Source organism: Cyanobium sp. Alchichica 3B3-8F6 (assembly GCF_024346435.1).
Taxonomy (GTDB): domain Bacteria; phylum Cyanobacteriota; class Cyanobacteriia; order PCC-6307; family Cyanobiaceae; genus Cyanobium_A.
This window is the reverse complement of the sequence record NZ_JAGQCZ010000027.1, coordinates 1-13076: the sequence shown is the minus strand read 5'-3', so window position 1 is coordinate 13076 and position 13076 is coordinate 1. Positions and strand designations below refer to the sequence as shown.

At 57.0% G+C, this 13076-nt stretch carries 13 protein-coding genes; 6 read left to right on the top strand and 7 right to left on the bottom strand.

Translation table 11 applies throughout. The features are described 5' to 3' along the window. Positions 1 to 693: 693 nt before the first annotated feature. Genes KBY65_RS13470 through KBY65_RS13450 form a run of 5 tightly spaced genes read right to left on the bottom strand, consistent with a single transcriptional unit; the run spans position 694 to position 5799 of the window. Positions 694 to 915: a hypothetical protein gene (locus tag KBY65_RS13470; RefSeq protein WP_255001945.1), complete on the bottom strand. Its 222-nt coding sequence runs from the start codon at positions 913 to 915 to the stop codon at positions 694 to 696. Further along, complete coding sequence (locus tag KBY65_RS13465) at positions 905 to 1549, bottom strand: hypothetical protein (protein ID WP_255001944.1); 645 nt, start codon at positions 1547 to 1549, stop codon at positions 905 to 907. The genes KBY65_RS13470 and KBY65_RS13465 overlap by 11 nt, the downstream gene beginning before the upstream one ends. A 46-nt stretch (positions 1550 to 1595) precedes the next feature. Further along, on the bottom strand, positions 1596 to 3773 hold the full coding sequence (locus KBY65_RS13460) for a CHAT domain-containing protein (protein WP_255001943.1): 2178 nt from the start codon (positions 3771 to 3773) through the stop codon (positions 1596 to 1598). Continuing rightward, the gene (locus tag KBY65_RS13455; RefSeq protein WP_255001942.1) at positions 3773 to 4783 is read right to left on the bottom strand and encodes a hypothetical protein; all 1011 of its coding nucleotides are present in this window, start codon (positions 4781 to 4783) and stop codon (positions 3773 to 3775) included. Before KBY65_RS13455 ends, KBY65_RS13460 begins: the two co-directional genes overlap by 1 nt. Next, positions 4780 to 5799: a hypothetical protein gene (locus KBY65_RS13450; RefSeq protein ID WP_255001941.1), complete on the bottom strand. Its 1020-nt coding sequence runs from the start codon at positions 5797 to 5799 to the stop codon at positions 4780 to 4782. Before KBY65_RS13450 ends, KBY65_RS13455 begins: the two co-directional genes overlap by 4 nt. A gap of 18 nt (positions 5800 to 5817) precedes the next feature. Here KBY65_RS13450 and KBY65_RS13445 point away from each other — a divergent pair, with 18 nt between their 5' ends. The 6 genes from KBY65_RS13445 to KBY65_RS13420 all read left to right on the top strand — a co-directional run bounded on the left by KBY65_RS13445 (position 5818) and on the right by KBY65_RS13420 (position 12258). Then, entirely contained in the window at positions 5818 to 9132 is a 3315-nt protein-coding gene (locus KBY65_RS13445) for a CHAT domain-containing tetratricopeptide repeat protein (RefSeq protein ID WP_255001940.1), read from the top strand. Positions 9133 to 9242: 110 nt separating this feature from the next. Next, a complete protein-coding gene (locus KBY65_RS13440) occupies positions 9243 to 9515 on the top strand; it encodes a hypothetical protein (protein WP_255001936.1) in 273 nt (90 codons plus the stop codon). 44 nt (positions 9516 to 9559) lie between these two features. Then, a complete protein-coding gene (locus KBY65_RS13435; protein ID WP_255001935.1) occupies positions 9560 to 10390 on the top strand; it encodes a hypothetical protein in 831 nt (276 codons plus the stop codon). Between the two features lie 88 nt (positions 10391 to 10478). Continuing rightward, positions 10479 to 11261: a hypothetical protein gene (locus KBY65_RS13430; protein ID WP_255001934.1), complete on the top strand. Its 783-nt coding sequence runs from the start codon at positions 10479 to 10481 to the stop codon at positions 11259 to 11261. 290 nt (positions 11262 to 11551) lie between these two features. Beyond that, complete coding sequence (locus KBY65_RS13425; RefSeq protein WP_255001933.1) at positions 11552 to 11776, top strand: hypothetical protein; 225 nt, start codon at positions 11552 to 11554, stop codon at positions 11774 to 11776. Continuing rightward, the gene (locus tag KBY65_RS13420; RefSeq protein WP_255001932.1) at positions 11767 to 12258 is read left to right on the top strand and encodes a hypothetical protein; all 492 of its coding nucleotides are present in this window, start codon (positions 11767 to 11769) and stop codon (positions 12256 to 12258) included. The genes KBY65_RS13425 and KBY65_RS13420 overlap by 10 nt, the downstream gene beginning before the upstream one ends. 36 nt (positions 12259 to 12294) lie before the next feature. Here KBY65_RS13420 and KBY65_RS14145 read toward each other — a convergent pair whose 3' ends face one another. Continuing rightward, positions 12295 to 12390, bottom strand: a complete 96-nt coding sequence (locus KBY65_RS14145) for a DUF4236 domain-containing protein (RefSeq protein WP_409996652.1) — start codon at positions 12388 to 12390, stop codon at positions 12295 to 12297. Positions 12391 to 12393: 3 nt separating this feature from the next. Beyond that, complete coding sequence (locus tag KBY65_RS13415) at positions 12394 to 12723, bottom strand: hypothetical protein (protein ID WP_255001931.1); 330 nt, start codon at positions 12721 to 12723, stop codon at positions 12394 to 12396. Between the last annotated feature and the right edge of the window lie 353 nt (positions 12724 to 13076).

Sequence of the window (13076 nt, the reverse complement as noted above, 5' to 3'; positions counted from 1 at the left end):
ATCCGCTGAAGCGCACCAGCTCCTCCCTCGATCTACACAGAACACATCGATCGCTGAGTTGCCAATTCAGCGATCAGGGTTCATAGTGGATGAATGGAGCTGCGCAATCAGCTTCCAAGCAGTCATCCTCTGACTGCTCCTGTTCACCCTCCGGAAAGGGTCACAGGACCTCCTGAGTTACACCACTCGGAGGGGCGCTACCGGTGAGCCCGGGCACCGTTGCCCAGAACGACTCCACCTTGGGTGTGGCGTACAGACCCGGATGGAAGGGGTCACCAGCTGCTTCCATCAAACGCGCCATTGCCTGCCACCCGAGTGCGCGTTTCCCTTTCGGTGCTGCCACGAAGCCGGTGCCATGACGCTTGAGCTGCGAGCCGATGCAGCCCCGCCAAGACGAGACAAGTCGATGACCAAGCCCCCTGTTGCACCTGCTGCCTTGAACCTGAGCTGCCGGCGTTTCTGCGTGGACCCGCCAAGAAGCGTGCGAGCAAGCCGATTGCTTCTGCAGATCGATACCATGATCTTCTGAACCAGCTCCGAGGAGAGCTTGGCTTTCATGAGCGAGAAACAGCCCTGCGTTGACTGTTGGATCAACTAGAAGAGAGAGCTGATCTGCGGCACACCATCCTCTTGCTGTTGCAGCAGGGCTGAGTCTGGCAGCATGGCATTCACCTCAGGCTACGTTCTTGCGGCTCAGTCAGATACGTCAGGTTCTTGGCTCAGATGATCCGGCGGATCACTTTCTTCTTCTTCTTTGGGCATCAGCTCCTCCAGGAGTCGGTTCAGCACATCAGTTCGACTTCTTAGGCCAAAGGCTTCCTTGAGATCATCCAGCCAGACCAAGGTTGCCAGCTTCAAGTTGATGCTGACCCGAACGGTTTCGCCATCCGACGAGATGACTTCTTCAGGATTCATTGCGTGTCCCTGTGCATTGAAGTTGTTGACGCAGCGCAGCTGGTGCGTTGGGACTGGCGAGCAGCGGTGCCAGCAGAGTTACCTGTTTGGGGCTCATGGATTCGATGTGGCGATACCAGGTTTTGGGTTCACGCCCAAGTCGCTCAAGCTGAATCCGATTCGTTTCAAGAGCTTCTGCATTATCAGTGCGCAGTGTGTAACTGGCAAAGTCACCACCTGATGCACCGCGTGGCCGCACCTTGAGCGTGATGACTTCACCTGGGTTCAGGGGCCTGATTGGCCAGTTGGTTGGACCCTCAATCGCCTCGGTAGAGCTTGCTCGCTTTTGCCACAGCACTTGACCGCCCTGCTCGAGGCGGAGTTCGTTGAGGGGCCCTACCGCCTCCAGGACTGGTGTCGTGACACCCAGTGGGCTGTTGGTCCACGGGCTCAGTAAGCAGACCCGCCACCCAGGGCCACTGCGACTGCCTCCAACAGCCACCGGTGGGTTGATGCCCAGGAAATCGCGCAGTTTCTGAATCACGTTGCGGGGCGGCGCCGCTGTTGTGAGCTGGGTCGCGGCAGGCTTCTTGTTCTGAAGCTGAGCAGCAGCAATTGACCCGGTGCCAAGGCCTACAAGAAGGGCAAAGGCCATGGGCCAGGCGCTGATTAGTGGCCGAGGCATTTTCATGGTTGCTTGATCAGTCGTCACGACAGAAGGTGGTGGCACCAAGTGCCACCAGTGGGAGCAGCAGCGGCAGCAACCAGAGCTGCAGTACTGCGATGGAGAACGCCACAGGGCAACTGGCGGTGGTGATGGCAACGACAGCAGCAAATCGATGCTGGCGCTTCTCCAGTAGTGCCGCCAGCAGAACGCCGAGCCCTGCAGCAGAGATGGTACAGAGACTCAGCGACAAGGGGGTAAGCCAGTGGCCTCGATTGAGCGACTGGATCAACACGGCCTGCACCAGAACTCCTGGCACCTCACGGGCGTTGCCGTCCCAAAGGGCTTTGTCGCCTCGCAGCAGAGCGTCCTGCACCGTTGCCGGGGCTGCAAAGAGATCCGCCGATCCATCAGCCAGCCGGCCACTGGTGCCCACCAGCAGCAGTGGGGCACGCAAAGTCGCAAGCTCGCGAGGTTGCACCAGCTGGATCTGTTCAGCCCAGTTGAGCGACCAGTCGATGACCCGATCAGCCGGCAGCAGGGGCTGGGAGACGCTTGAAAGCGCCCCCGCAAAGTTGTTGCTGTTAATCGCGTACTGGAGATATATCGGCACTGGCTTCAATTGAGCGCTGCCTGCTGCCGTGCCCACTGCCAGGTCAGCCACCTCCAGTCCTGCGGCAACCAGAGGTGATTGCCGCAACCAGTCGCTGCTGCTCTTCTGTTGGCTTGGGTCGCTGAAAGGACTCAGCTCACCAGCTACAACCCGTCGTTGACTCTGGCGACCAATGACGGCTGCCAAAACGTTTGTTCCAGGCTGGTCTTGGTCGAGCAGCAAATCGAGCCCCACCACTGGAACCTGATCCACCGGGCTGCGCTGCAACACTGCCGCCAGAGCCAACCGTGGGGTGTGATCAGGGGTTGGAGCTACGCCAAGCGCTGGAATGGTGGTTGATGAATCCAGCAACAGAACAGGGATAGCTGGGTTACCTAGTACAGGGCGGAAGCCACTCTGGTTGTTCAGCTGTCGCCAGATGCGCTGTACCTCAAGGCGGCGGTTCAGCAGGTAGGTGCTGATCGGATTGGAGGGCGTGAGCTCCATGGCAAAGGCCAGGGCCGTGAGTGCTGCTGCTGCGTAGACCTGCCTGCCCGTGCTCTGCCCAAGGCGCAGCAGCAACTGACGACGACGGCGCAAGGGCAAGTGGAATGGTTGGGCTGTGGGGGCACGCACCGCGGCCAGCAGCAGCCCGCAACCCTCATAACCGGCACTGCTGATCAGTTCCCGGCGAGCTGCATCCAAGGCGGTGCCAAGCTCACTTCCAGCCTCCAGTGCTGCCAGCAGCTGCTCAAAGGCCAACGCTGCAGCTGGCGCTGGCACGGGTTCGAGAAAACAGACAGCCCACTGCAGTCCCGCCCGCACAGCGTGGTTTGCCAGTTGTAGACCGCTACAGCTGTTGAACAACAACAACCGCAAGCCAGCCCTTGCTGCGATGGCCCAGTCCTTTTCAAGAACCTGGCCATCGAGCTGACTGCCATCTCCCAGATGCAACACCCCGCCTTTAGGACCACTGCTGGAGTGGCCGAGGTAAATCAGGGCATCCCAGCCGCTGCTCTGAGCCAGGGCACTGCGGAGAGCGGCTGCACTACTGGTGGCACCACGCAGCACCTGCAGTGCAATGCGGCCGCGTTGGTTGAGCTGCTGCAGGTGTGCAACCTCACCATTGAGCGAAAGCCCTTCTTCTGAACCGACGAGCAACAGAATCCTGGGCTTGCGGGCCCTCGCTGCAGGGCTGGGTGCAAGTGCTGCGGCAGGGGTTTCTCCATCAAGCCGCCAGATCTGCCTGTGCAGGGGCAAGGCTTGCCAGGGAAGGTTGGTGAGTGGTTCTGGCAGCCCATCAAATCGGAGCGCCAAGGGAATGCCGGGCAAGTCCTGCAAGAGCTTCTGTAATGGCAGCCACAGGGGCTCAGCCAACCACTGCTCCAGGCCCTGGAGAAGGCGCTCGCTCCAAGAGTTCACAGCCGCCGCACCTTCTGGCCACAAGAAGGCTGGATCGTGATGGCGCAGAAAGCGTTGGCGCCAGCTCTGCTGCAAGGTGATCAAATCGGTTGGCAACGGCAGCACAAAGGCCCCCTGCCGTCCAGCTGCTGAGACATACACCTGCAACTGTTCAGGTTGATCCGTCTGCTGGCGGATCAACAGGTCAATACGCGCGCCCATCAGCCCGGCAGCTGCAGAGGCGGCAGCACCAGATCAGTGCTGCCCGGGTAGCTGAGACGCACATCAATCAACGTCTGCCCGCCATGAAACACAAGCTCGATACCGGTATCGGCAACAGCGCTCTGTCGCTGCTCGTGGCTGCCCTGGCTGGCGAGCAGGGTGAGGCCGTCGGGGAGTAGGTCGCCGGCCATGGCAGCTGTGAGCCGCAACACCAGCCCGTCTGGAGAGGAAGCGGAGCTGCCAGTGGCAATCATCTGCAGTACAAAGCGCTCGATGCAGTGATCAGCGGCCTGGCCACACACCAGCTGCTGCCCATCAAGTCCCAGGGGAATCGCCACCAGAGCCAGGGCATTGGCATCAGGCGCAGCAATCCCCACAGAAAAGAACGCTCCTTGCGTCACGGGTTGCCACTGGGCGCCAAACAGTTGGGCCAGGGCGCCATCGAGCTGGCCGGTGAGCCAGTCAGACACGACCACCACCTGTCGTTGCAGGGTTGTGGTGCCAGATCGGAAGGCGAGACGCGGGAGGGCCGCAGGTTCCAGCAACTGCACCAGAGTCAACAGTCGATCAAGACCACCAGCGAAGGCATCAGTCGGCAGTAGCAGCTGGGCACCCTCGGTAGTGGCGCCTTCTGCCGCAGCCACAAACTCCTGGCCGGTGAGAACACCGGGGAAGCAGACCACGTCATTTTCCTCATCCACGAGGGCGGCCAGAAGCAATTGGGGCGCTGTAGCCACCTCGGCCCAATGGGCTGGGTCGATAGCGATCTGATCGGCGCTGATGCCAGCGGTGGCCAGCTGCAAGCCAAAGCGGTTGAGGCTCAACAACCGGCCATCGTCTTCTGCTGCAGCTTCAGGGCCAAGGGGCAAGGCGAGTCGCCGCTCGACCAGGGCCTGCCGTAGTGCTGCAACAGCCAGTGCACGCAGCGTGTCAGCGAAGGTATCTACGGGCAGCTCGATTGCCCCAGCAGGCATCGGCAGCAGCTCGTTGGGTGCGGTTTCGTCTGTCATGCCTGACTCAGGTGGGCCTGCACCCAATGGCGCAGAGGGGCGATGTCTCCTTCTCGTTCTGGCTCAAGCAGGTGATTCCGCAAGGCACCCACCAGCCGCTCTGCGGCCTCCACGCTGGCGCCGCAGCTGGCAAAGGCCTCATGGCGCTTGAGCTCGATTGCGGCAGTGGTGGCGATGGCAGTGGCGTGCTCAGTGGGCCGCATCGCCTTGCTGATCGTGCCGGGGGTGGTGCCACAGCGCTCGGCCAGGGGGCGGTTGGTGAGGCCCACAGCCCAGCCAGCCCAGAGGCAGCGCAACAAGTCAATGTTCTTGCCCCCTGCTGAGAGCACCTGGGGCATGTGCTGATCCATGGCGCGCTGTAAGGCTGCATCGATCAACCCCTGAAGCTCAGCGCGGTCGACGCCGTCACTGTCGGATTGCGGCAGAGAGCGCGGATCAACAGGATCACGGCCAGCCTCAGCGGCCTGGTCCAGGCTCTGGGTTGTCGAACCCGTCAAGTACTGGCGGATCGCTGTGGCGATGCTTTTGAGCAGCGCAATGGTGTCGAAGGGATCTCGCTCGGAATCCAGTTCCCTCGCATCGGCAAGCGTGGGCTGCCAACCAGCTGCCTTGCCGGTGCGGGCCTTGTGCTCCTTAAGGGCCTGGTCATAAAGGGGCAGGTAGCGGGCATGCAGTTCCCGCACGGCTTCTACCGACGAGGTGCTGCGCAAGTGGCGTTCGCAGGCCTCGCGCACCCTTTTACCGCTGCTGTGGCGCAGCAGAGCCCAATCTGAAATCAGCAGCAACCCGTGCTGCTTGAAATAAGCCTTGAGACCGTTATGGGCCTGGATCTTGAGGCGGGCCCAGTGGGGCAGGCCGCACAGCGCCGGGTTGTAGCTGCGCAAGATCTCGGCCGAGAAGGGGCTGATCAGCCCCTGGGGCATTGCGGCCAGTTGTGCAGCGGTGAATGGCTCCTCTGTTGAAGGCCCCGTGCGGAGCGTGAGCTTGCCCTCGTCGTCGAGGGCGTAGCTGGCCATGGCCAGCAGATCCAGGCCATGACGCTGGCCGTGCTTGTGGTGCGTTGCCCGCAGCCAGGCCTCAAGCGCATGGCTGATCCTGCAGCGCAGGCACAAGAGCGGGATTGGATCCGGAACAGCCTTGCTAGAATTGAAAAGGGATTGATCGAGAGCATGATTAGGCTCAGCCTGCTCAGCCGTAAGCCCAAAACGAACATTGGGCAGCTTCTTGGAACGAATCCCATTACCGGAGAGCTGTCTAAGAGTGTCGTAGCCATCCATGTTCACGACAACGGTCACAGAGAATCACTAATCCAGTCTGCACTAAGAGAACAGGAATCAAACGTCGTCTCACTCGCAAAGACACACACGACTATCCCTCCAGAGGCCACCAGACTGGGGGAGCTGAACTCATTCCGCCACAAGGTCTACTACTCACATCCGCACAAAAGAGTCATGGATTGCGGAGAGCAAGCGACAGGTTACTCGATTCTATCTGCAATACTTTACAGCAATACATGTATCGCGTTAGCACTGCTCATTGGAGTCGCGCATGCTCAACCGTTTAATAATAGAAGATACAATCAAGAACGCTTGACAAAAAGGATCGTGCCACTATCCCTCTCAATTGGGGACCTCGGACCTGACTCAACCATCCAAAACAAGGCCTTCCCACGCTTTCAAGCAGAATTAGCGGAAGAGTGGAATTTTGCCAACAAGAAGGGAGCTGGAAATCCAGCCGATATCAAAATCATAGTCGATCGAGCAAGACTCGCAGAAGAGAGCGGCAATATACAGGAGTCTCTTAGTCTATGGCGACTTGCTGCAGAGCAGAGCAATCATTTACACAGGACCAACGACCAATATAGAGGTTACGTATTGGCATCTCTTGGTCGCATAGAAGCCTTGTCCGGCTTGTATGAAAAAGCCCTCAAGACCAAGCTAGAAGCACTTCGCATATACGAGGTCAATATCAGCCCAGGGAGCCTTGATACGGCAATTGAGCATGACGCGATTGGCTCTATTTATTATGCACTAGGACGACTGGGCAAGGCAGAAGAATACATGCTAAAAGCTCTATCAGCGAATGGCACAAGCCTCAATACAAAGGCAAAACATCAAAAGCTAATCACCCTGCACAACCTGTCATCGGTCTACACTGTGCAAAATAGATACAAAGAGGCAGAAGAAGGATACCTGAGCGTGATACAGGAATTGGGCTCAAGACAGTCCTACCAGGTCGATTCCGGTCTCCTGGCGAACTCTTATAGCAATCTGGCCAATCTCTACAGAAGGCAGGGACGCACGTCTGATGTCGAGCAGCTGTATATTAAAGCCATATCAACAACGCAATCTAGTAAAAACGTAGAAGTATTGCTTTCTCAAGATGCATTCACAGAAGGGCTTGCATCTTTTTATGCTGAACAAGGAAATAAAGAAAAAGCGCAAGAGCTGTTGCTTGGACAGATAGAAGCTGCCAAGGCAAGCGGGCGGAGTGAGACATTCCAATTTGCAACACTGCTAGTCACAATGGCGTCAATCAATATTGATCGCCGAGAGTACACAAAAGCTGATGAGATCTATACGCATGCGATTGCATTGCTTGACAAAGAACTCCCTAACCATCCCGACAAAGGCCACCTCCTGCTTTCAATGGCATACAGCCAGGTGCAGCAAGGAGACTTTCAAAAGGCCGCTACTTATGCAATGAATGGGTTCGAGCTGCTCTTCAGATTCGCACGCGAAGAAGCTCCTTTGCTCACAAAGAGCCAAAGGGAAGACTTTATCAGAGGCCTAGATGAACAATTTCACAGAGTATTCCAATATGCAGCTACACATAAAGAAGGGTCCTCCGTTGCCCTATTTGTGAGGCTTAATCGCCAAGGACTTATCCAGGAAATCGAAAGAAAGCAGCATGAATATATCATGTCTCAAAAGAATGGGCTCCAGCGGCCCAGGAGTAAGCCGCGTGTCGCGATGTCAAGCTTGCATGAATTAACTCATCCCAATTCTTTTCGAGAAACTCCCCAGGGAGCCTACCCACAAAGTTATCTGAGCTCACAGGATCTAAGAGTTGATCCTATAAGTATCAAGGAGGTAGCAAGCTTGCTTCCGCCGGATGGGGTCGTCATTGAAATCCAGCAGTTTCGACCTTTTCATACCGGAAGCTCAAAAGCTCAACAATGGGGTGAGCCAGAGTATGTGGCTTTTGTCTTAAGGCCAAATGCCAGTATCAGTGTGGTTTCACTGGGTTCAGCAAGAGCAATAGATAAATCAGTTCAAGAAGGCTTGAGCGCCTCTGCGGAGGCAAATAGTGATGCTGATGCTATCTGGGGAAAGCTGAGCGACAAGATATTGCGTCCGCTACTAAAAGAACTGGATGGCAGCCGTCAGTGGTTTATCTCCCCCGATGGCGAACTGAATCGTGTTCCATTTACCGCTCTACCTGCCCCGAAGAATCCTTCGACAAACCTATCTCAAGCAGTAAAGCTAAGAATTCTTAGCACAAGTCGCGAATTGCTGCGTCTTAACGAAGTCGATTCCGCTGGCAGCGAATCAATCGTAATAGCAAATCCCGACTACGATCATCAACCTGCGCGCAGCGTGCTTCATACTGAGTCAAAGGAATCAACGTTAAAGCCTCAAAGGCGGCCAGAGAGTTTTGTCGGTCTCCGCTGGCGAACTCTGCCCGGTACCGAGCTGGAAGGCCGCCAAATAGCCAAGCTTCTTAATACTCAAGCCCTTACAGGTATTGCAGCAAGCAAATCAAATCTTAAGAGACGGCAGAACCCATTAGTGCTGCATGTAGCTACACATGGTTTTTTTGTCGCGAATGAAGAGGAGTCACCTATGGAGGATACGCAGAAACCTCAATCGCCAATGAAATCATTGCGCAATGAGCGCCCGGAGTTAGGCAGTGGCCTGGTTTTCGCAGGTGCTAACAGCCTAAATCTGAACGCAGATGAGGATGCTTATCTAACTGCGGCTGAGGCGGCTAATCTTAATCTAAAAGGAACTCAGTTAGTAGTCTTGTCCGCTTGCGATACAGGTAATGGAATCATTCGAACGGGTGAAGGTGTATACGGCCTACAGCGCTCCCTCACAGTTGCCGGCGCTCGGAGCACACTGCTCTCGCTCTGGAAGGTAGATGATGCAGCTACGGCCGAGTTCATGACTCGCTTCTACAAGCGTCTCAAGGCTGGAGAGGGCCGCAGCGATGCGATTGCTGCCACACAGAAAGAATTCAGGGATGGCTGGGTGAAAGATCCCAAAAGTGGCCTGGTCTGGAACGCCCCCTACTACTGGGCTGCCTGGCAGCTGGTTGGCGATTGGAGGCCGATCCCAGGGCTATGAGAGGCGCACACCCATCCCCAGAGCCAGAACCAAAAGCGCCACAGATGGAATCACCCCAAGGAGCCAGAAACGAAGAGGGGGTGTCGATCACGGCCCAAGGGCCTCCACACATGAAAACCTTCTTCAACCTCCTCGCCGCCATCTCCACCTCCACTGCTCTGGCTGGAGCACTGATGGCGGAACCAGCATCAGCCCAGTGGGTTCCAAGTATGAGCCGGCAACAGATGGACTACCAACGCAGCAATGGCTGGAGCAGTGGTGATTACTTCGGCCCGGCGCGGTATCAGCAACCTCAACTGCCACGCTATGGCTCTTACATTCCTGGCCTGAATAACAACGTGCGCTACCAACCCAACAGCTGTGCCACATATCTCTATTGCTGATCTCGCCGACCTGAACGCAAATTTCAAAGCCTGGGCCTCAAGCCATGAATTCCACCTGCAACCCCTGCTCCGTATCAGCTATCGAACAGGTATCAAGCCTTGAGCTCGTCAAACGTCAGCACAAGACTTACTTTCCCATCGTCAACGATCCGTGCCTCCTCAGCGCATACGTGCTTGATTTCTTTGGACCGGATGGGGCTGAACCCATACTTTCCTACCGAGCACAGATCGACGCGCACGACATCCTGGAAAAGCGCTGCGAACAATGGCATCGTTCCTGTAAGAAACGAGCTCAAAAGATTATCTTTGTGGAAGATGATGGTGACAAATCAACGGTCAGCGAGGATGAATTTAAGGTCAAACTGGAGCTAATTCTCACCATCCTTGAGAATTCAGATCATCTATTGAAGTATGTCGCAAAGGTATTTGGCCCCAGTGGACCAGATGGGCTGGCAATCACCGATCAGGAGCTCTGGGATGAGCTGGATGATCTTTTTCTCTGTCGGCTGCCTTATCCAGAAACATTTCCTACACAAAAGATTGCCTCAATTGAGGTGATTGCCAAGCCTCAGCCAATCGCTGAGCCCCCGGCCTCCACTGCTACACCAAGCCAAGGCCCTTTGATCGAAGCGGAGGTGATCACCGCTTGTTCAAACACCCCCATTGATCCTCTGCAGCAACGATCCACCCTTGAAACGGTGAGCCTCTGTGCTCTCGGTGCTGGAGCAGCGGTGCTGGGCGGATGTGCCGTTGTGGGGCTCGGTCGATTTCTGGTATCCCCCGCAGGGACGCGCGTGATTGGCGAAGTGCTCAGTACAGCCCTGTCTGGTCTGAACCATCGGCTTCTGGATGGTTCAGAGGGTGTGAGCGACTGAACAAAAGAGTCAGCATCAGTATCCCGAACATCGCTGGAATCAGACCTTTCGGCAGCAAACGAGAAGCCAGCAGATCCTTGATCTGACCATGCCCATCCATCCAATCCGCAGGCTTCTGCCTGCCCCGCTGCTCGCCAGCCTGCTGAGCGTCCAGCTCCCCATCTACGCCTCCGCCTACGACGCCCTGTGTGGTGACGCACCCTGCACGATCAATCTCGATGCCAGCGGGATCAGCGGCCCAGCTGGCTTCATCCCTACGCCTCGAATCGCGCAATGGTTCACCGGCGGCGATGAGAGCTTCAACGTTGGCAAAGGCACTGCCGGAGCCCTCGGAGCCGCCACTCTGGGAGCCATCGGCGGAGGATTGCTGCTGGGCCCCATCGGGTTGCTCGGTGGGTTGATTGGAGGCGGCATCGCCGGCTCCAAAGCAGGCCGCACGGCCGATCTTTTTTTCAATGTGGTCGGCTACGACCAGACCGGGCAGAAAACCACTCTCAGCTTTCGCTTCACCAATTCCCGCCCAGCCAACAGACTCAAAACCGAGCTGCCCATGTTTACAGGTCTGGCCATGGGTCAGACGCGCTCCCTCGAGGATCTCAAGATGGCAGTGGCGTCTGGCTCTGCTCCAGCAGCGCTGCCGGAGCGTCTTCAGGCCTTGCCCGGTGGCGGACGCGCCGCCGCATCTGCGGCACTACCCGACAACCTGCTGGCCCAACCGGCCCCGCAGCAACCGGTTGCAACCACTCCGACAGCAGGCGCGCCGGGCAGCACCTGGGAGGCGTATCTCAAAGAACGCAATCTCGAAGCCTGGGCACGCAACAACCCTGTCCTGGCCGAACAACTGCGCCAGCGTCTGTTCCAAACTCTTTGAGATCTGACGCTTTAGCAGTGCAGCGACTTTGGAATCAGCACCTAACACCCCAAACGAGGAGTGAATGTCGCAAGCACACAGCCTTTGCGGCCCATATCCCCTCCACCCCCAACTTATGAAACCAATACGCATTCGTCCCATACAACTGCCCCAACTGCCCAATTCCTCCGGAAGACCAACCGCTTCCACTCCCCTGGATCGACGCTATGCCAACGGCTGGGGTCGCTCTTTTGCCCAGCAGCAGGCCGATCAGAACAAGCGCAAGCCCCGTTTCTTCTGAAGACCCACTTTTGACTGCCACCTCCACTTCTTTCTGCCACCACACAGTCATGATTTTTACCCCTAAAAACCAGCTGGAAAACATGCTCTCCGCCGCAGCAGCTCAGGTGTCATGCGGTAACAACGTGGCTGATAATACAGCCCGCATCATTGCCCTGCAGGCCCAGATCAATCTGCAGAATGCCCATGCATCTCGCCGCTTAGGCCCACCCAACATGCTTGACAATTGGTTCTGAACGATAAGAACCTCCGACTATTTCAAGTTTCTTCCCCAGGCATTATCATGCCTGGGAATTTTTCAATCATGGATACCGAACAAGACACGCCTTCCACACCAGCTGCGCTGGCAGCGCGGCAACGCAATGATGAAGTATGCTTGGTACATGGCATCGATCTGTCCACCAAGGCCAGATCAGTATACCTCTTCTCTGAGGAGCTGCAGCTAAACATTCAGGAGGCAATTGACCTCGCGTATGTCTTTGTACGCCAAGCAGAAGGCAGCGTGGACCACTGTATCCAGGCAGAGATTGCATGTAGTGGTACTCCGGGTAATGTTCAAGCGGCCTGCCAAGCGTCAATACTTAGTGGCGGCCTCACCAGCCTAAGGCTTACTCTTAAGGCAATGGTTGACGCCCCTGTTGATTCCGGCCTGTGGAAGAGCGCGCCACCATCCATTTCACCTAGGTCAACAGGTGGGGATAACCGCGTTGCTGATTAGCATCCTGAGCATCAAGATTGACAGCAGCACCTGAGATTATTGTGCTGTCTTGACTGAATAGCTAAGCCCACCCTTGGCAAAGTTGAAGCGCAGCGGATCCAGGCGGGTGGAGCGGCGGAAACGAAAGCCCATGTTTCAGCGGCTCTTGACGCAGTAGTTGCCGGAGCTGAACCAACCCAACGGGCAGGAGTTGCCGGTCTCCTCAATCGCCTCGCGATCGTTACTGGGGCTGCTGAGGCAGTTGTTGCCTGAGGAATAGAAGCCCAGCGGGCAGCTGTTGCCCACCTTCTCGATGGCTCCGCGGGTGCTGCCGCTCTTGCTGGGCATGCAGTAGCTGCCGGAGCTGTAGTAGCCGAGCGGGCAGCCTCCCACTTTCGGGAGAGGGCGTATCGGCTGCTGGGCCAGGGCGCTGCCGGCAGACAGGGAGCTGATGGCGACAACGATCAGCAGTGGGAGACGGCCCATGGGCTTGCGAGGCACAGCACCAGATTGGCACCACTCAACAACCCGTAGTGAGGTCATGCAGGAGCTGCATGCAATCGCTGTGCGTGCAAAGTCCAGCCGTGGCCTCTTTGATGCAGAGGCGTAACCGCTGAAAGGTCAGCGTTCGCCAGAGATTGCGCGGTTTGTAGGTGACATCTTGCACGCGGACGTTAAAGTTACGGATTTAAACGATTGATCCCCATGCTTACCCAGGGCCGCCTAAAAGTGTGTCTACGGAGTGCTGGCGGGGTCTGACAGCATCGGCTTTGGTCGGCGGGAATGGCTCACCTCCATGCCCCAAATCCCAGGCGCAGCAGTTGATCAGCTTGATTCCA

Coding starts and splice junctions, on each gene's coding strand:
- KBY65_RS13440 (WP_255001936.1), top strand. CDS start 9,243: ATGAAAACCTTCTTCAACCTCCTCGCCGCCATCTCCACCTCCACTGCT.
- KBY65_RS13445 (WP_255001940.1), top strand. CDS start 5,818: ATGACGCTGGCCGTGCTTGTGGTGCGTTGCCCGCAGCCAGGCCTCAAG.
- KBY65_RS13415 (WP_255001931.1), bottom strand. CDS start 12,723: ATGGGCCGTCTCCCACTGCTGATCGTTGTCGCCATCAGCTCCCTGTCT.
- KBY65_RS13465 (WP_255001944.1), bottom strand. CDS start 1,549: ATGGCCTTTGCCCTTCTTGTAGGCCTTGGCACCGGGTCAATTGCTGCT.
- KBY65_RS14145 (WP_409996652.1), bottom strand. CDS start 12,390: ATGGGCTTTCGTTTCCGCCGCTCCACCCGCCTGGATCCGCTGCGCTTC.
- KBY65_RS13470 (WP_255001945.1), bottom strand. CDS start 915: ATGAATCCTGAAGAAGTCATCTCGTCGGATGGCGAAACCGTTCGGGTC.
- KBY65_RS13450 (WP_255001941.1), bottom strand. CDS start 5,799: ATGGCCAGCTACGCCCTCGACGACGAGGGCAAGCTCACGCTCCGCACG.
- KBY65_RS13435 (WP_255001935.1), top strand. CDS start 9,560: ATGAATTCCACCTGCAACCCCTGCTCCGTATCAGCTATCGAACAGGTA.
- KBY65_RS13455 (WP_255001942.1), bottom strand. CDS start 4,783: ATGACAGACGAAACCGCACCCAACGAGCTGCTGCCGATGCCTGCTGGG.
- KBY65_RS13460 (WP_255001943.1), bottom strand. CDS start 3,773: ATGGGCGCGCGTATTGACCTGTTGATCCGCCAGCAGACGGATCAACCT.
- KBY65_RS13430 (WP_255001934.1), top strand. CDS start 10,479: ATGCCCATCCATCCAATCCGCAGGCTTCTGCCTGCCCCGCTGCTCGCC.